Consider the following 18,603-nt stretch of genomic DNA (forward strand, 5'->3'; position numbering starts at 1 on the left):
CAACTCGCAACTCGCAACTCGCAACTCGCAACTCGCAACTCGCAACTCGCAACTCGCAACTCGCAACTCGCAACTCGTTACTCACTAACCACTAACCACTAACCACTAACCACTAACCACTAACCACTAACCACTAACCACTAACCACTAACCACTAACCACTATCTCTACTCTTTCGCCTAACTCTGCTTTAAGCTTTTCTGCTAGTGCTTGTTTGGCTTGCCCATCACCATGGACGATTTTGATTAAACTTGGCTTTTTGCGCATGCCGGTGACAAATCTGATAAGTCCTTTTTGATCTGCATGGGCGCTGTAGCCGCTGATGGTATGAATTTGCGCTTTAATCATGACTTTTTGATTATCGATAAATACATAACCGCCGCGTGGGCCGTACTTTTGAATATCTCGGCCTAAGGTTCCTTGCCCTTGGTAGCCAACAAAAATGACATCGGTTGTTTTGTCGGGTAAAAACCGTTCTAGGTAATTAACTATTCTGCCGCCATTACACATACCACTGGCGGCGATGATTATTGCTGGTTGCTGTTTTGAGGTTAAAAAGTTTATGAGGGCAAGGTGTTCTTGGTGGCTATCAATGGTGTGTAGTTGGTTAAAGTCGAGCGGGTGGCGTCCTTGTTTTACGCGTTTTTTTGCTTCGTTATCCCATAGCGCTTTAAAGTGTAAATATTCATTTGTGAAGTTGGCTGCCATTGGCGAATCTACAATAATTTGCAGTTTATGCCACATAGAACGTTTGCTTGCAGAGTGAATAAGCTGTTCAAACTCATAGAGAAGCTCTTGAGTTCGGCCAATGCTAAAGGCCGGTATGAGTACCACGCCATTATCACTTACGGCACGTTCTATAACCTTTTTAAGTACGGCTACGCGCTCTTTACGACCTTGATGGAATTTATCACCATAGGTCGACTCAATAACTAATGTATCGGCACGATAAGGTGGCTTTGGCGTCGGTAATAATGGCGTGTAAGGTGCACCTAAATCACCTGAAAATACCACTCTATGCGTGTTAGGCTTTGTACCTAGCTCAATTTCAACATAGGCAGAGCCTAAAATGTGACCGGCGCGTTGCAGGCGGATTTTATATAATGAATTTTGCTTGCTTGAGGCTACTTTTTCGGGGCTAAAGCCCACTCCTACGGGAATGGAGTACCATGTGTTGAAATCGAGAGAGACAATTTGCTGTTTTAGTAACTTTAAGCAAGTGCGGATTATTGCTTCATCGCGAGTTACACCTACTTTTAAGGCATCTTCAATCACCATAGGTAATAACTTGGCGGTGGCAATAGAGGTAAAAATAGGCCCTTTGAAACCTGCGGCAAGTAAGTAGGGAATGCGACCGACATGGTCTATATGGCAGTGTGTGACAATCAGCGCTTTTAGAGTTGATATATCAAACTCAATTGCTAGGTCTTGTTTGCTGTCTTCCCCTTGAAATAGCCCACAATCAACAAGTACAGAACTTGCATCATCAATAAATAGCTGATGGCAAGACCCAGTTACGCCTTTCACCGCTCCGTGGTGTTTTATATGCATAATAATCTCCTGATCTTTAAGCGAGGTTTTAGAATAGAAGTTATTGACTAATAGAGCAATGGATGAGCGTTCAACTATTCACGGCTAAAGCCGTTACTGCGTGTTGATGTAGGCGTGAAATTTAAGAAGCTGTCAGCTTTTAGCGGTCAGTTTACAGATGAACGGTGGTGTTTGTTGGTAATGCATGTAGGAGGTACTTTAGTGCCGATAATTTAAGGAGCTGTTAGTTTGAAGATCAATTTTGGTTATGCATTTATATGTGGGCTGGGCGCTGTATGTCAGACGCGCCAAGCAAGCTTGACGCCTACGGTGGTGTAGGCGTGAAATTTATTTCCCGAGTTATCTTTTTATTGCGCGATGTAAAATCGCGCCTACGATAACTCGCAACTTTACCCCTTATTTATCTCTAAAATCGCTTTTAACGTATGTTCTTTTTCAAGAATGTCGCGATACAAAGCAAACTGGTTGCGGGCGCGTTCTAGGTTGTGGTTTGCATGTTTGGTGGCAAAGTAATTATTGCCATCAATAAAGTCTGTTAAAAAGCGCAGGCCAATCATAAAGGTCATGACTTTGGTGCCTAACCAGAAGCTTTCTTTTTCGGCGTCGGTGATCACATCTTGTAGTGGTTCAACATAACCTTTAACTATGGCGGCGAAGATTTCTTCACGAACACGTACATTACTTAGGTTGGTTGAATCTTCTTGCTCAGGAGAGCAGAAGGTACGCACCATATCGCCAAAATCAAATAACCAATAGCCAGGCATACAGGTATCGAGGTCGATGACTGCTTTTGCATCACCTGACTGTGTGCAAAACAGCATGTTGTTGATTTTTGTGTCGTTATGGCATGGTCTTAAAGGAATATTTCCTTCAAGCTGTTTTAGTTCTTCAACAAGTGATTGCTGAGCTAAACAAAAATCGATGTCGTCTTGGCAAAGTGCCACACGGTTTACAGGATCTTTTTCGATGACTTTTTTGAAAGCGTCAAAGCGCATCGCTAAGTTATGAAAATCAGGGATCACATGATGTAACCGTTCAGCCTGAAAATCTTGTAATGCCAAAGCGAATTGGCCAAATGCATTGGCTGCAGTTTGTGCTTGCGAGATAGTTGCTACAACATCTTCACTATAACTGCCGCCAATAAATTCGAGTGCACGCCAAACACCTTGATCGCATTCAACTAAAAAGTCGCTTTCGATAGTTGGAACATGACGAATAATTTCGAGGCTGTATTCACCATTGTCGTGTTTTTCACTTAGGTGCTGCTCAATCAACCTTGCATTTTCAACTAGGTGCTCAGGGTTAGGAAACACATCGGTATTTAACTTTTGCACAACCAAGGCGTTTTCTTCTGATTTAAGTAACATGGTTGTGTTGATGTGGCCATTGCCAATAGGCTTTAGCGTTACGTTATCTGTGCTTAAGCCAAAGTGCTCAGAAAGATAAGTTGCAACAGGATTCGACTTCATTAATTTTCCATTACTTATTTTTTGCAAGAAGAGGCGAGGGTTTGATCGTTTAGCTTACGACGTAACTGACATAAAGTGTGTGCTATTGCATCCAGTTCAGCTTTGTAGGTCACGCCATACCATGGCTCTTGTGCATTATAAACGGTTATAGCTTGGCGGTTATCTTTAATCGCGAGTTGTATCTCATTTGGTAAATAATACTCTTTCGTGACACCGTTGTCAGTATTTTCTAAAAACTCAGTAAAACCTGTTTCTAAGTCATTAAATAAACAAGGTGTTATTCCCCAAAAGCTCATTGAGCCTAGGGCATCATCGGCAATTTGTAATCTCTCACCATGTGGATTGTTGCCTTTTAAAACATTATTTTCGAGTTTGATATCTAGGTACTCAACCACATCAGTTAGATGCAGCTGGCTATTAACAGAGCATACACCACGGTTTACACCACCCTGTGCCGAAAGGGTATCTTTTATCGGGTAACCTACCATGGCCCAGTTACTATGCTGTTTGAAGTGTTCGCTAAGAATAGCAAAAGAAGACTCGCCATAATAATCATCGGCAGTAATGACAATAGCAGGGTTATTCACATAGGGTTTTGCACATAGTAATGCATGACCTGTGCCCCACGGCTTTTGGCGTTCAGCGGCTAAGTGTTCATAACCATTTGGCACAGCACTAATTGCTTGCTCAACTAGAATTACTTCAAGCGATTCAGGCAGGCGCGGTAAAATTGTTGCCTCAAACTCAGCACGAATTTTTTTATTAATGATGATTACCGCTTGGCTCACACCTGCTTTAACCGCATCTTGAATGCTCAGTTCCATGATGGTACAGCCCAGACCCGGAATTTCGGCAATTTGTTTGTTTCCGCCAAAGCGGCTACCCAGCCCGCCGGCCAATACGATTAAAGTAAGAGAGTGTTGAGTCATCGCGCAAGTTAAATAAAAAACAAAGGAAAAGTGTACCAGAAACAATCACGGTGGAGGAAGAGGAAGGGAGCTTTAAGCTTTAATTCATAAGTTTTAAGTCGTGCGATGTTGTTTGTTGGTTCTGTATTAATTTGCAGGCTTGGTGCTAAATGCAAGACGCGCCAAGCAAGCGTGACGCCTACGATAACTCGCATCTCGCATCTCGCACCTCGAACCTCGCATCTCGTACCTCGCACCTCGCATCTCGCACCTCGCACCTCGCACCTCGCACCTCGCATCTCGCATCTCGCATCTCGCATCTCGCATCTCGTTCCGTAAACCTAATAGCTTCATATTTACGTAGGTGGTATATTCTCTTTGTGGTGATTAACCCTTTTAGGTAGAAGATTAATGGCAAAAGATAGATACGCGCCAAAGGCTGTTGGCGATATTATGGCGGGCTTGAGTGGTCGCTTAGCATCTTATGCTGGTAAAACCCAAGGCTTGTCTTCTCAACAAACTATTCTTGATGACTTTTTAGGTGAAACGCTTTCAAAAAAATGCCGAGTAAGTAATTACCGTGATGGTACTTTGATGATTGAAGCGGTTTCTGCACCGATTGCACTGCGTTTAAATTACTTAAAAATGGATATGCTTTCGCATTTTCGTGCCGCTGGCATGGTTGAGCTTGGGCAAATTAAAATTACCGCTAATCCACAGGCAACACAGCGTTTATCGGCAACAAATAAGCCAGAGCAAAAGCCTGTTTCTAAACGTCAAATGAGCGAGCAAACTGCTGATTACCTCAGCGCCATCGCCGCAGACGCCCCGCCATCTTTAAAAGCCAAATTAGAGCGCTTAGCGCAACATGGGCGGAAGAAGTAAATAAAGCCGTCAGCTTTCAGCTGTCAATTTTGAGCCGAACGGTGTGGTTTGCGTGTTCTGTATTAATTTGTAGGCTCGGTGCTTAATTAAGACGCGCCAAGCAAGCGTGACGCCTACGTTTGATGTAGGCGTGAAATTTATTTCGCGCGAAAATATTTGCACAAAGGGAAGTGGATCACGAGCCGTCAGCTTTCAGCTTTCAGCTGTCAGTTTGAAGCCGAATAGTCGCGTTTGTTGTAATGCATGTAGGAGGTACTTTAGTGCCGAAGTGTTTAGAGCAATTCACGGCTAAAGCCGTTCCTACGAATTTAAAAACTTTTACGCAAAGAGAAGTGAATGAGAAAAGAATAAGTAAGCCAAAAACATCTTAATTTATTCCTCTAAAGCGAAGCGCCTCTTGGCCTCTTTGTGAATATTAATTAACTTCGCTTTTTTCACCCCTGATCTTGATTTTATTCTTATTGTCGCCATATCTATCCAGTAATCTTGTTTTCACCCTTTTTATGGGGTTAGATCAAAGATTATGGCTGATTTTTAAATTTTCTTGCCGAAATTCCATATCTTCACACACAGAAGGTTTGATGTTGCGCAGACTCTGGTATGATAGCGCACGAAATAAGCGGTGTTTTAAACAGCGTACTGACAAATTGTTAATTAATATGCCCTACATCATGAGCATAAGCGCATATTAATTATCAATTGAAGAAAATGGGTTGGCTAATGACTAGCTAACAAAGAACATATTGTAACGGTTTTATCATGATATCTAATTTATTTACCAAGATTTTTGGTAGTCGCAATGACCGCACTATTAAAAACCTAAGAAAGACGGTCGCTCTAATTAATGCGCTTGAAAAGCAATTAGAAGCGCTTTCTGATGAAGATTTAAAAGCAAAAACAGCTGAATTTAGAGAGCGTTACGATAACGGACAAAGCCTAGATGATATTTTACCAGAAGCATTCGCTGTGGTACGTGAAGCATCTAAGCGTGTAAATGGCATGCGTCACTTCGACGTACAGCTACTAGGTGGTATGGTTTTACATCAAGGCCGCATCGCAGAAATGCGTACCGGTGAAGGTAAAACACTAACAGCAACATTACCTGCATACCTTCGTGGTTTAACAGGTAAAGGTGTTCACGTTATTACCGTGAACGATTACCTTGCAAAACGTGACGCCGAAACTAACCGCCCACTATTTGAATTTTTAGGCCTAACAGTCGGTTGTAACGTACCTGGCATGATGCCACAGCAAAAGAAAGTAGCTTACGCTGCTGACATCACTTACGGTACTAATAACGAATTTGGCTTTGATTATCTTCGCGATAACATGGCATTTAGCATTGATGAGCGTGTGCAACGCCCACTTTACTACGCTGTAGTGGATGAGGTGGATTCAATTCTAATCGATGAAGCGCGTACGCCGCTGATTATCTCAGGTCCAGCTGAAGACAGCTCTGAGCTTTACATCGAAATTAATAAAATTGTGCCAGAACTTGAGCTACAAGAAAAAGAAGATGAAGAAGGCGTTGAAGGCGACGGCGACTTCACTATCGATGAAAAGTCGAAACAAGTTCACTTAACTGAACGTGGCCAAATTAAAGTTGAAGAGCTACTGATTGAGCGTGGTTTAATCCAAGAAGGTGATTCACTTTACTCTGCATCAAGCATCACATTATTAAGCCATGTGTATGCAGCACTTCGTGCTCACAAGCTTTATCAAAAAGACGTTGATTACGTTGTTAAAGAAAACGAAGTTATCATTGTTGATGAGCATACAGGCCGTACAATGGAAGGTCGTCGTTGGTCAGAAGGTTTACACCAAGCTGTTGAAGCGAAAGAAGGTGTACGCATTCAAAATGAAAACCAAACTCTGGCATCAATCACATTCCAAAACTACTTCCGTTTATACGACACTCTAGCGGGTATGACAGGTACTGCAGACACTGAAGCGTTTGAGTTCCAGTCTATCTATGGTCTAGATACAGTTGTAATGCCAACTAACAAACCGATGATCCGTGACGATCGTGCAGACCTTGTATACTTAACACAAGAAGAAAAGTACGAAGCAATCCTTGCAGATATCAAAGATTGTCAAGAGCGAGGTCAACCGGTACTTGTTGGTACTATTTCTATCGAAAGTTCTGAGTACTTATCGCAGTTCTTACGCAAAGAAAAAATTAAGCACAACGTACTTAATGCTAAGTTCCACGCGCAAGAAGCAGACATTGTCGCCGATGCTGGTTTACCTGGCACAGTAACCATTGCAACTAACATGGCCGGTCGTGGTACCGATATCGTGTTAGGTGGTAACTGGAACAGCGAAGTTGAAAAGCTAGAAAACCCAACGGATGAACAAATCAAAGCGATTAAAGATGAGTGGCAAAAACGCCACGATGCGGTAATCGAAGCGGGTGGTCTACACATCATTGGTACTGAGCGTCACGAATCTCGTCGTATCGATAACCAGTTACGTGGTCGTTCAGGTCGTCAAGGTGATGCAGGTTCAAGCCGTTTCTACTTATCAATGGACGACGCGCTAATGCGTATATTCGCTGGTGAGCGCATGACTAACATGATGCGTAAACTAGGTATGCAACGCGGTGAAGCAATTGAGCACCCTTGGGTTAACCGCGCAATCGAAAACGCTCAACGTAAAGTTGAAGCACGTAACTTCGACGTTCGTAAGCAATTACTTGAGTACGATGATGTAGCAAATGACCAACGTCGTGTTGTTTACTCACAGCGTAACGAACTACTTGAAGAAGGCGATATTTCAGAAACTATCACTGCAATTCGCAGCGATGTTCTAAACGGCACGATTGACCAATACATTGCACCGCAAAGCTTAGCGGAAATGTGGGATATCCCAGGTCTTGAAGAGCGCTTAAAACAAGATTTCTTAATTGAGCTGCCAATTTCACAATGGCTAGCTGACGATAGCAAACTATACGAAGAGAAACTTCGTGAGCGTATCGAGCAAGCGGTTGAGCAAGCATACAAGCAAAAAGAAGAGATGGTAGGCGAGTCAGTTCTACGTCAATTCGAAAAAGCGATTATGCTACAAAGCCTAGACCAACATTGGAAAGATCACTTGGCAGCGATGGACCACCTTCGTCAAGGTATCCACTTACGTGGTTACGCACAGAAGAATCCTAAGCAAGAGTACAAGCGTGAATCGTTCGAGCTATTCTCTGAAATGTTAGAGAACTTAAAAATCGACGTTGTAGGTATTTTAAGTAAAGTACAAGTTCGCGCTGAAGAAGATGTTGAGAAAGTTGAAGAGCAACATCGCCGTAGCGAAAATGCACCTCGTGAATATCAACACGAAGAAGCTGAGCACATCGGTGGCGAAACACCAGAAGGCGCAGTAGTTACACAACGTGCAGAGCCTAAAGTTGGCCGTAACGAGCCGTGCCCATGTGGTTCAGGTAATAAATATAAGCAGTGTTGCGGTAAATTAAAATAACCAAAACATGGTGATAAAAAGCGACGCTTGCGTCGCTTTTTTTATGATTAAGGAAACAACAAATGACTAAAAAAGTAGTGCATGTTGCAGTCGGCGTTATTTATAAAGATCAGCAGTTATTTATTTGTAAGCGTCCAGATGACAAACACCAAGGCGGCTTATGGGAATTTCCAGGCGGTAAAGTAGAGCAGGGCGAGAGCGTATTTGCAGCGCTAAAGCGTGAGCTGTTAGAAGAAGTAAACCTAACGGTTAATAGCAGTGAAGAGCTGATGGTTATTGAGCACGACTATGGCGATAAATGTGTGCGCTTAGATGTGCACATTGTAGATGATTTCTCAGGCATTGCTCATGGCGCAGAAGGCCAACAAGGCAAATGGGTTGCACTAAACGAGCTTGATGATTACAGCTTCCCAGCTGCCAATGTTGAGATTATCGAAAAGATAAAGCAGAGGTTTGAGCAATAAGCTTTCAGCTTTCAGTTTTGAGCCGAACGGTGTTGTTTGTAGGCCAACCTCATAGGAGGTACTTTAGTGCCGAAAAACAATTCACGGCTAAAGCCGTTCCTACGTTTTGGTGCAGGCGCGAAATTTAGTAAGCCGTCAGCTTTCAGTTTTGAGCCGAGCGATGTTGTTTGTAGGCCCTCCTCGTAGGAGGTAGTTTAGTGCCGAAAAATACTTCACGGCTAAAGCCATTCCTACGTTTTGGTGCAGGCGTGAAATTTAGTAAGCCGTCAGCTTTCAGTTTTGAGCCGAACGATGTTGTTTGTAGGCCCTCCTCGTAGGAGGTACTTTAGTGCCGAAAAATACTTCATGGCTAAAGCCGTTCCTACGTTTGATGTAGGCGTGAAATTTATTTCGCGTGAAAATAATTACACAAAGAGAAGTGAATGAGAAAAGAATGAGGGAACCACAAGATCATTTTTACTTCCTCTTAAGCGAAGCGCCTCTTAGCCTCTTTGTGAGTATTAAGAGCACTTTGCGATATAAAATCGCGCCTACAATGCTCACTTACCGTTATTTCCCCCTCCCACCGCTCAAAAATGCGGCTCACCTTGTTTTGATAAGAATTGTTACATATTAGGTTTTATTGTTTAGCGCGAGAGGTTTATTATGGGGAAAGCGAAAAACTAATGATTAATTATGTTTACTAGTTTTTCGATAAATACTTCAAAAATAATTAGTACGGGACTCCCATGAAAAAAGTAACACTTACCGCGGCAAGTATCGCACTTGCGCTCGGTCTTGTTGGTTGTGGTGAAAAAGAACAAGAAACTAAAGCACCAGCAACTGCGGCCGTAACTGAAGCAAAAGCACCTTTAAATTCAGGTATTGAACTTGCGAACATGGACAAATCTGTTCGTGCACAAGATGACTTTTACTATCACGTAAACGGCGAATGGTTAGAGAAAACTGAAATTCCAGGTGATAAATCAAACTACGGTTCATTTACTCAGCTTTACGATGATTCGCAAAAAGCGATGAAAGAAGTGCTAGAAAAAGCAGCGGCAAACAAAAATGTTAAGCCGGGCTCTGATGAAGCTAAATTAGCTGCATTCTATAACAGCTATATGGATGAAGCGGGTCGTGAAGCGGCAGGCATCAAACCATTATCGCCAGTTCTTGAAAGTGTTGATGCAGTAAAAAACAAATCTGATCTTGTTGCTTTAATGGCTGAACTTCGCATTAAAGGCGGTAGCTTACCTTTTGGTTGGTACGTAAACAACGATGCGAAAAACTCTAGCGAAAACGCGATGTATGTTTATCAATCAGGTTTAGGTTTACCAGATCGTGATTACTACTTAAAAGATGACGAGAAATTCACAAAAATTCGTGAAGCTTATCAAGAATATGTAACAGCTATCTTAAGCAAAGCGGGTGTAGCTGATGCAGAATCTGCGGCTAAAGCTATTATTGATCTTGAAACAAGCATTGCCGAGGCGCAGTGGAGCCGTGTTGAAAGCCGTGATGCAACTAAGTCTTACAACAAGATGAGCGTTGCTGATGCGAACAAACTGACAGGTGACTTCGACTTTGCTGCTTATCTTGATGCGTCTGGTATAAAAACAGAAGACGTAATTATTCGCCAGCCTAGCTACCTAGAAAAGTTCGCGGGTATTTACAGCGATACAGACTTAGCTACTTGGCAGAACTACCTTAAGTTCCACTTTGTTAGTAACTATGCAGGCCTTTTAGATAAAGAGTTAGTAGACCTTAACTTTGATTTCTACAGCACAACACTGCGCGGTGTAACAGAGCAATCACCACTTTGGAAAAAAGCAGTTGATGCATCAAACGGTGTGTTAGGTGAAATACTTGGTAAAGTATACGTGAAAGACAACTTCCCACCTGAAGCGAAAGCACGCATGGAAGAGTTAGTTGATAACGTAATCAAAGGTTACGCAGTTGCGATTGAAAACCTTGAGTGGATGAGCCCAGAAACAAAAATTGCGGCAAAAGAAAAACTTGATAAGTTCACGCCAAAAATTGGTTACCCAGATAAATGGAAAGACTACTCAGCACTTGAAGTTAAAGGTGACGACTTAGTTGGTAACTACATTCGCCACAGCGAGTGGGAATATGCAGACATGACTGCAAAACTAGGTAAGCCAGTTGACCGTTCTGAGTGGCACATGACACCACAAACAGTAAACGCTTACTACAACCCAGTGAACAACGAAATCGTATTCCCAGCGGCTATCTTACAACCGCCATTCTTTAACCTAGAAGCTGATGACGCTGTTAACTACGGTGCAATCGGTGCGGTAATCGGCCACGAATTAGGTCACGGTTTTGATGACCAAGGTGCGAAGTACGATGGTGACGGTAACTTACGTAACTGGTGGAGCGAATCAGACCTTAAACAGTTTGAAGAGCGCACAGGTCAGTTAGTTGCTCAATACAATGAGTACAAACCATTTGAAGATGCAAGCGTAAATGGTCAGCTTACATTAGGTGAAAACATTGGTGACTTAGGTGGCTTAACCGTTGCTTATACTGCTTACCAGTTATCACTTGGTGATGAAAAAGCACCTATCATTGATGGTTACACAGGTGATCAACGTTTCTTCATGGGTTGGTCGCAGATTTGGCGTCGTAAATATCGTGACGAAGAGTTACGTAACCGTCTAATGACAGACCCTCATTCACCAAGCCATTACCGTGTAATCGGTATTCTTTCAAACATGCCAGAGTTCTATCAGGCATTTGATGTGAAAGAAGGTGACAAGATGTATATCAAACCAGAAGATCGCGTAAAAATTTGGTAATTGATTATCGATTTAAAAAAGGCTCTGAATGAACGCTCAGAGCCTTTTTTGTTTTAGTAGCTGTCAGCTTTTGACGTAGGGTCGTTTTAACACTGAACATGTTTATCTTTTTCACGGCTAAAGCCGTTCCTACGGGTGCGAGAAATTGTTTGGAGTTGTTGTTTGTTGATGGTGTTGTAGGAGGTGTTTTAACACCGAACATGCTTATCATTTCACGGCTAAAGCCGTTCCTACGAGATATGAGAAATTGTTTGAAAGTTGTTTGTTGATGATGTTGTAGGAGGTGTTTCAACGCTGAACCTGCTTATCTTTTCACGGCTAAAGCCGTTCCTACGAGATGCGAGAAATTGTTTTAAAGTTGTTGTTTGTTGATGATGTTGTAGGAGGTGTTTTAACACTGAACATGTTTATCTTTTTCACGGCTAAAGCCGTTACTACTAGGATTTAACTTGATTCTGATTCGTATTTGTCTAGATTTAAGATAATAAATGGAGGGTTATGGATGACCGCACATTATCAAAATCTAAGAAAGCATAGGGTATCAATCCCATTTCATTATTACTCTGTCACCACTTCAACGCTTGATAGAAACTGTTATTTCTCTGACTTTAATAATGCACGAGTTTTAATTAACACTCTAAGGTCTATAGAAGATATTAAAGCTAAAACTATTTGCTTTGTGGTAATGCCTGATCACCTACATTGGTTATTTCAATTACAAGGTAAAGTACCTTTAGCTCGATTGATTCAAGAGGTTAAAGGGAAGAGTTCATATCTCATAAACAAGTCATTATGTTCTAAACGAAAAATTTGGCAGCCAGGATATTATGATTCTTTAATAAGGAGTGAAAAACATTTACTTGGAGTATCGAGGTACATCATCGCAAACCCATTGAGGGCTGGAATTGTTAAAAGTGTGCGTGATTATCCTTTTTGGGATTGTATCTATTTATAGGTAAATTATTCACAGCTAAAGCCGTTCCTACGGGGTTGTAGGAGGTGTTTTAACGCAGAAATATTTAGGTGATTGTTGTAAGCGATATTCACGGCTAAAGCCGTTCCTACGAGATGCGAGAAATTGTTTGGAGTTGTTGTTTGTTGATGGTGTTATAGGAGGTGTTTTAACACCGAAATGTTAGGTGATTGTTGTACGCGATATTCACGGCTAAAGCTGTTCCTACGGGGTTGTCGGAGTTATTTTAAAAAGCCGCATAACTTTCATTAAGCGGCTTTCTGCATACAAATTAAACCATAATCGCATCTTTTAGATACTGGAATAACTCTTTGTAACCTTTGGCAGGCTTTTCTGCTTTCACTTCTTTTGCGGCGCTACGCACTAATTGGCGCATTTTTTGGCGCTCAAGAGCAGGGTATTGATCAATTGTTGAATTGATCAACTCATCACCTTGTTTGATCAGATTGTCGCGCAGAGTTTCGATTTTGTTCATCAAAACATCGGCTTGATTGTTTTTGTTAAGCATGATGTCGATCATTGCTTGGATTTCATCAACGTTTTCTGTTGTACGTAATACTTTTGCGATGTAGTTTAAGTTACGACGATAAGCATCACTTTTATCACTGACTTTATCCGAAACAACTAACGCTTCTTTTAATTCATGATTGAGTGGCAAACGATCGCGTTGCTTTTTCGGCATTTTTGCGATTTCAGCACCCAAACCATGATATTGCATGGCTTCACGTTTTAATTCGCTTTTTGATACGTAAATAATTTCTTCTTCAATTAGTGGCTTTTTCTTCTTCGCCATAAGGATGCTCATTCAGTAAACTTAACTATTCACTATTATACGTCATTTAGTTAATGATTAATATTAGCTGATGCACGTCTCTCAGTGTGTTAGCATTCGCTACACTATAAAAAATATCAGAACCTAGGACACACAAGATGAAAGATCCTATTTATCAACACATTTCTGAAGTGAAAGACGCGGTAAGCGAAGTACTGGAGCATGCAAAAAAGTTAGGTGCTACTGCGGCTGAAGCGGCAATGTCGAGTACTTCAGGTTTGTCTGTCAGCACGCGCATGGGCGAAGTTGAAACAATAGAGTTTAACCAAGATGGTGGCTTAGGTATCAGTGTTTATGTCGGTAATAACAAAGGCTCTGCATCTACAGCCGATTTAAACCCTAAAACATTACGTACGGTGGTAGAAAAAGCCATTGATATTGCTAAGTTCACTTCTGACGACCCATTTAATGGCATCGCTGATAAAGAGTTGCTTGAGTTTGCACCGCAAGATTTAGATTTATACCACCCGTGGGAAGTAAGCCCAGAGCAAGGTATTGAGCTTTGCCATCAAGCAGAGCAAGCTGCGCTGAATGCCGATGAGCGCATTGTAAATTCGGATGGTGCGAGTTTTTCTTCTCACCAAGGTTTACGTGTTTATGGTAACAGCCATGGCATGATTGCAGGTTACCCACGCACTCGTCATAGCATTAGCACTATGGTGATTGGTAAAGAAGGCGAGCAAATGCAGCGCGACTCGGCTTATACCGTAGCGCGTCATAAAGATGATTTGAATGACGCTGCAAAAGTAGGCCTAGAAGCGGCAACAGAAACTTTGGCTAAGCTTAATAGCCAAAAGCTTGGAACCATGAAAGTGCCTGTTATCTTCAGAGCAGATATTGCTAACTCATTATTTGGCCACTTAGTGTCGGCGATTGGTGGTGGAGCGCTTTATCGTAAATCAAGCTTTTTGCTTGATAGCTTAGGCACAAAAGTATTCAGTGACTGTGTGAATATCTCTGAGCGCCCACATTTATTAAAAGGCTTAGCGTCTTCACCGTTTGATGCTGAGGGTTTAAAAACTGTAGACCGTGAAATTATTCAAGGTGGTGAGCTGCAAACTTACCTTTTAGCAAGCTACGCAGCACGCAAACTGTCTATGGCACCAACGGGTCATGCTGGTGGTATTCATAACTGGCTAGTTGAGCAAACTCATGCTGACTTAAAAGCATTATTAAAAACCATGGGTACAGGTTTATTAGTAACTGAACTTATGGGTCAAGGTGTAAATACCGTAACTGGTGATTACTCGCGTGGCGCGGCTGGTTTCTGGGTCGAGAATGGCGAAATCCAATATCCAGTGAGTGAGATCACGATTGCTGGTAACTTAAAAGATATGTTTAAAGCGGTAGTTGGCTTAGGTGGTGACATCGAGCGCCGTGGCGGTATTCAAACAGGCTCTGTATTGATTGAACAAATGCAAGTTGCTGGTAGTTAATTCATAAATAGCAAATCATTTTTAAAAGCCTCACTTTAGTGGGGCTTTTTTATTTGAAAAAGTGCTTTACCTAAACTTAACTTGAGGTTTTATCTTAGTGGTAGTTTAAAAATAAAAAGGAAAACTGCCATGTATTTAGAACACGTAAACCTTGTTGTTAGTAATGTTGATGCCATGCTGCACTTTTATAAAGCGGCATTCCCGCACTGGCGTGTGCGTAGCCAAGGCGATAGCAAGTGGTCTGGCAAACCGCGTAAATGGTTGCACTTTGGTGATGATTACCAGTATCTGGCATTAAGCGATAACGGTGAAACTGAAAACCGTGATTTAGCAGGACATCAAGTTGGCCTTGCCCATTTTGCTTACGTGACAAACGATATTAATGCTGTCATTGAACGTCTTGTTTCAGCCGGTTATGAGATTGATAAGCACGGGCCAGACAACCCTTATCGTAAAAATGTATATTTCATTGACCCTGCAGGTTTCGAGGTGGAATTTGTCGAGTATTTCAGCGATATCCCAAGCGAAAGAAATAATGAGTTTTGAAGCTTTAAGCTAAATACGTCGTAGGAGGTTCTTCAGTGCTGAAAAAGAGATTGCTTTGCATGGCTATAGCCGTTTATATGAACTCCTCCTATTGCACGAATACCCTTCGTTAATTTTTCAGACGGCGTACTCCTACGTTTGATATAGGCGTGAAATTTATTTCGCGCTAAGTTGTTATTTAATGCGTAATCCAGAATAGTGTTTGTAATGCCTGCTTATATCTACTAGCAAAAACCTAGCTTTTTTTCGTTCGATATTTAACCACCAGTAATAATTACTGCGTATTACAGTAAAAAAACTTCAAGATTTAGCAAAATTAGCTTAAATCCATCAGTTAATTGATGAATTTTTTTGCTACAATTGGGGGGCAAGTAATGTGAGTGAGTTCAACAACAGCTAATGCAGAATTCTGTTTCCTCTTAGTGAGGTTGATCTTGGTCAGTATATTGTTTTTTTATATGCGTTATCATAACCAGCGGCTTCATACTCGAGCTAACCTAAATTAATAATTCATTAAATAGGGTTTATTCGAGCATGAGACTGTGAATAACCTTGTTTTAATCAAGGCTTTTAATTATGATCGCGTCTATTTTGAAATTTCTAAAAATTAACCTGCTGTAACTGATGTTCTCAATATGGCAAGTGTTGGGAATCATAGTGGAGATAAGTGGATGAGCAATGCGCCTGTAGACAATGGCCGACGTCGCTTTTTAACCATAGCTACCTCTGTTGTTGGTGGTGTTGGTGCGGCTGGGGCTGCTGTTCCTTTTATTGCGTCTTGGAATCCAAGTGAGCGAGCTAAATCTGCGGGTGCGCCTGTAGAAGTAGATATCAGCAAGCTTGAGCCTGGACAATTAATACGTGTTGAGTGGCGAGGAAAACCTGTTTGGGTTATTAATCGTACACCTAAAATGCTTGAACAGATGAAAGAACACGAAGGTCAACTTCGTGATCCTGCGTCTGAAGAGCCTCAACAACCTGAATCATCAACCAATGAATACCGTTCGCAACGTCCTGAGATCTTCGTTGCTGTTGGTATTTGTACGCACTTAGGTTGTTCTCCTAGCTTCCTACAAGGTGGCTTTGGTGAAAAAGTAGAGGGCACAGACGACGGTTTCTTCTGTCCGTGTCACGGTTCTAAATTTGATATGGCTGGTCGTGTATTCCAATCTGTACCTGCTCCATTAAATCTAGAAATCCCTCCATATACCTTCCTTGATGACACGACTATTTTAGTCGGTGAAGAAAAAGGAGTGGCGTAATGTTTGGTAAAATTATTGGTTGGATCGACGATCGTATTCCAATGACACGTGTTTGGAACATGCATATTGCACAGTATCCAGCACCAAAAAACTTTAACTTCTGGTACTTCTTTGGCTCACTAGCCATGTTAGTACTTGTTAACCAAATCGTAACTGGTATCTGGTTAACAATGAACTTCGTACCGTCTGCTGAAGGTGCTTTCGCATCTGTAGAATACATCATGCGTGATGTTGAATACGGTTGGTTACTTCGTTACCTTCACTCAACAGGTGCTTCAGCGTTCTTTATCGTTGTATATCTGCACATGTTCCGTGGCATGATCTACGGTTCTTACCAAAAACCACGTGAATTACTGTGGTTATTCGGTATGTTCATTTTCTTAGCGCTTATGGCTGAAGCTTTCATGGGTTACTTACTTCCTTGGGGACAAATGTCTTTCTGGGGTGCACAGGTAATCATTTCACTATTCGGTGCGATTCCGGTTATTGGTGATGATTTAACGCTTTGGATCCGTGGTGACTACGTAATTTCAGGTGCTACGCTTAACCGCTTCTTTGCACTACACGTAATTGCATTACCTTTAGTTATTGTTATCTTAGTATTCTTACACATTGTTGCACTACACGAAGTGGGTTCAAACAACCCTGACGGTGTTGAAATCAAGCGTAAGAAAGGTTCTGTAGCTGAAGAAGATAAGCCTAAATTCAAATTCCACGAGTATTACACCAACAAGAAAGACATTGTTGATGCAATCCCGTTCCACCCTTACTACACAGTGAAAGATATTGTGGGTGTGGTTGGTTTCTTAATCTTATTCTGCTGGGTTGTATTCTTTATGCCTGCGATGAATGGTTTCTTCTTAGAAGCGCCAAACTTCGAAGCAGCTAACCCACTGAAAACACCAGAGCACATTTTCCCTGTTTGGTACTTTACGCCATTCTATGCAATCCTTCGTGCAATCCCTAACAAGTTAATGGGTGTTGCGGCGATGGGTGCATCTATCGTAGTGCTTGCGTTACTACCTTGGATTGACCGTGGCTCGGTTCGTTCTATTCGTTATCGTTGTGGTTTACACAAGTTAAACATCGCACAATTTGTGGTAACTTTCGTTATCTTAGGTTGGGTTGGTGCTACTCCACAAACTGATTTCAAAACGCTGTTATCACAAATCACGACTGTGACATACTTCATGTTCTTCGTATTGTTATTTGTTTACAGCAAGAATGAGAAAACTAAGCCATTACCAACGAGGTTGACGAAATGATGAAAAAGCTAATTATCGGTTTATTCGCATTATTGCCATCGTTGACAATGGCAGCAGGTCCTTCGGTTCCTTTAATGGATGCGAACATTGACCTTAAAGATAACGCGTCTTTACAACGCGGTGCTAAATTGTTCATGAACTACTGTCTTGGTTGTCACCAAATGCAGTATCAACGTTATGAGCGTACGTTCCGCGATATCGGTATTCCTACTGAGATTGGTCAAGAGCAACTAATTTTTGATGGCTCAAAAGTTGGTAGCCACATCAAAAATGCGATTGGTAAAGATGACGCAGCTAAATGGTTTGGCGCAGCGCCACCGGACCTTACGCTTGTAGCGCGAGTTCGTGGTACTGACTGGATCTACACTTATCTGAAGTCATTCTACAAAGATGAATCTCGTCCGTTTGGCGTAAACAATATTGTTTTCCCATCGGTAGGTATGCCGCACGTTCTTCAAGAACTACAAGGTTTACCAACACCAATCACTGAAGAAGTGGAAGAACACGGTCACACTGTGACTAAAGTTGTTGGCACTGAAACAGATGGTTCTGGTGAAATGAGTGACGACGAGTACGATCGTGCTGCTCGTGACTTAACTAACTTCTTAGCTTACGTTGGCGAACCGTCACGTTTAGAGTCAGAAGCGTTAGGTCTTAAGGTAATTGGTTTCTTAGTGATTCTATTTATCTTGGCATTCATGCTGAAGAAAGAATACTGGAGAGATGTTCACTAATCCTGGGCA

General features: G+C 41.8%; 14 protein-coding genes. 10 read left to right on the plus strand and 4 right to left on the minus strand.

All coding sequences use genetic code 11. The features are described 5' to 3' along the window. Positions 1 to 147: 147 nt before the first annotated feature. The 3 genes from HCZ11_RS13310 to HCZ11_RS13320 all read right to left on the minus strand — a co-directional run bounded on the left by HCZ11_RS13310 (position 148) and on the right by HCZ11_RS13320 (position 3,949). Positions 148 to 1,551, minus strand: coding sequence for an MBL fold metallo-hydrolase RNA specificity domain-containing protein (locus HCZ11_RS13310; RefSeq protein WP_167658635.1), 1,404 nt, complete (start codon positions 1,549 to 1,551; stop codon positions 148 to 150). A gap of 389 nt (positions 1,552 to 1,940) precedes the next feature. Then, positions 1,941 to 3,020 carry a phosphotransferase enzyme family protein gene (locus HCZ11_RS13315; RefSeq protein ID WP_167658636.1) on the minus strand — a complete coding sequence of 360 codons (1,080 nt, stop codon included), beginning with the start codon at positions 3,018 to 3,020 and terminating at the stop codon, positions 1,941 to 1,943. A 14-nt stretch (positions 3,021 to 3,034) separates the two neighbouring features. Further along, positions 3,035 to 3,949, minus strand: a complete 915-nt coding sequence (locus HCZ11_RS13320; RefSeq protein WP_167658637.1) for an NTP transferase domain-containing protein — start codon at positions 3,947 to 3,949, stop codon at positions 3,035 to 3,037. A gap of 390 nt (positions 3,950 to 4,339) precedes the next feature. Between HCZ11_RS13320 and HCZ11_RS13325 the strand changes: the two genes are divergently transcribed. The 5 genes from HCZ11_RS13325 (at position 4,340) to HCZ11_RS13345 (ending at position 12,501) form a co-directional block, all read left to right on the plus strand. Then, positions 4,340 to 4,813, plus strand: coding sequence for a DUF721 domain-containing protein (locus tag HCZ11_RS13325; RefSeq protein WP_055022438.1), 474 nt, complete (start codon positions 4,340 to 4,342; stop codon positions 4,811 to 4,813). A 759-nt stretch (positions 4,814 to 5,572) separates the two neighbouring features. After that, entirely contained in the window at positions 5,573 to 8,281 is a 2,709-nt protein-coding gene (gene secA / locus HCZ11_RS13330) for a preprotein translocase subunit SecA (protein WP_130050504.1), read from the plus strand. 62 nt (positions 8,282 to 8,343) lie between these two features. Then, positions 8,344 to 8,745, plus strand: coding sequence for an 8-oxo-dGTP diphosphatase MutT (gene mutT, locus HCZ11_RS13335; RefSeq protein ID WP_167658638.1), 402 nt, complete (start codon positions 8,344 to 8,346; stop codon positions 8,743 to 8,745). Positions 8,746 to 9,473: 728 nt separating this feature from the next. After that, entirely contained in the window at positions 9,474 to 11,546 is a 2,073-nt protein-coding gene (locus HCZ11_RS13340) for a M13 family metallopeptidase (protein ID WP_167658639.1), read from the plus strand. A 502-nt stretch (positions 11,547 to 12,048) separates the two neighbouring features. After that, on the plus strand, positions 12,049 to 12,501 hold the full coding sequence (locus HCZ11_RS13345) for a transposase (protein WP_167658640.1): 453 nt from the start codon (positions 12,049 to 12,051) through the stop codon (positions 12,499 to 12,501). A 289-nt stretch (positions 12,502 to 12,790) separates the two neighbouring features. Here the strand turns inward: HCZ11_RS13345 and yjgA are convergent, their stop codons facing one another. Further along, positions 12,791 to 13,312, minus strand: a complete 522-nt coding sequence (gene yjgA, locus HCZ11_RS13350) for a ribosome biogenesis factor YjgA (RefSeq protein ID WP_130050508.1) — start codon at positions 13,310 to 13,312, stop codon at positions 12,791 to 12,793. A gap of 137 nt (positions 13,313 to 13,449) precedes the next feature. Here yjgA and pmbA point away from each other — a divergent pair, with 137 nt between their 5' ends. The 5 genes from pmbA (at position 13,450) to HCZ11_RS13375 (ending at position 18,594) form a co-directional block, all read left to right on the plus strand. Further along, positions 13,450 to 14,787 carry a metalloprotease PmbA gene (gene pmbA / locus HCZ11_RS13355; protein ID WP_130050509.1) on the plus strand — a complete coding sequence of 446 codons (1,338 nt, stop codon included), beginning with the start codon at positions 13,450 to 13,452 and terminating at the stop codon, positions 14,785 to 14,787. A gap of 129 nt (positions 14,788 to 14,916) precedes the next feature. Continuing rightward, entirely contained in the window at positions 14,917 to 15,333 is a 417-nt protein-coding gene (locus HCZ11_RS13360; protein ID WP_167658641.1) for a VOC family protein, read from the plus strand. A gap of 671 nt (positions 15,334 to 16,004) precedes the next feature. Next, entirely contained in the window at positions 16,005 to 16,595 is a 591-nt protein-coding gene (petA, locus tag HCZ11_RS13365; RefSeq protein WP_063702692.1) for a ubiquinol-cytochrome c reductase iron-sulfur subunit, read from the plus strand. Then, positions 16,595 to 17,860, plus strand: a complete 1,266-nt coding sequence (locus tag HCZ11_RS13370; RefSeq protein WP_130050511.1) for a cytochrome b N-terminal domain-containing protein — start codon at positions 16,595 to 16,597, stop codon at positions 17,858 to 17,860. Before petA ends, HCZ11_RS13370 begins: the two co-directional genes overlap by 1 nt. Beyond that, positions 17,857 to 18,594 (plus strand): cytochrome c1, encoded by a 738-nt coding sequence (locus tag HCZ11_RS13375; RefSeq protein ID WP_130050512.1) that lies wholly within the window; start codon positions 17,857 to 17,859, stop codon positions 18,592 to 18,594. Before HCZ11_RS13370 ends, HCZ11_RS13375 begins: the two co-directional genes overlap by 4 nt. Positions 18,595 to 18,603: the final 9 nt, after the last annotated feature.

The organism is Pseudoalteromonas sp. HF66 (assembly GCF_011806445.1).
Classification (GTDB): Bacteria; Pseudomonadota; Gammaproteobacteria; order Enterobacterales; family Alteromonadaceae; genus Pseudoalteromonas; species Pseudoalteromonas apostichopi.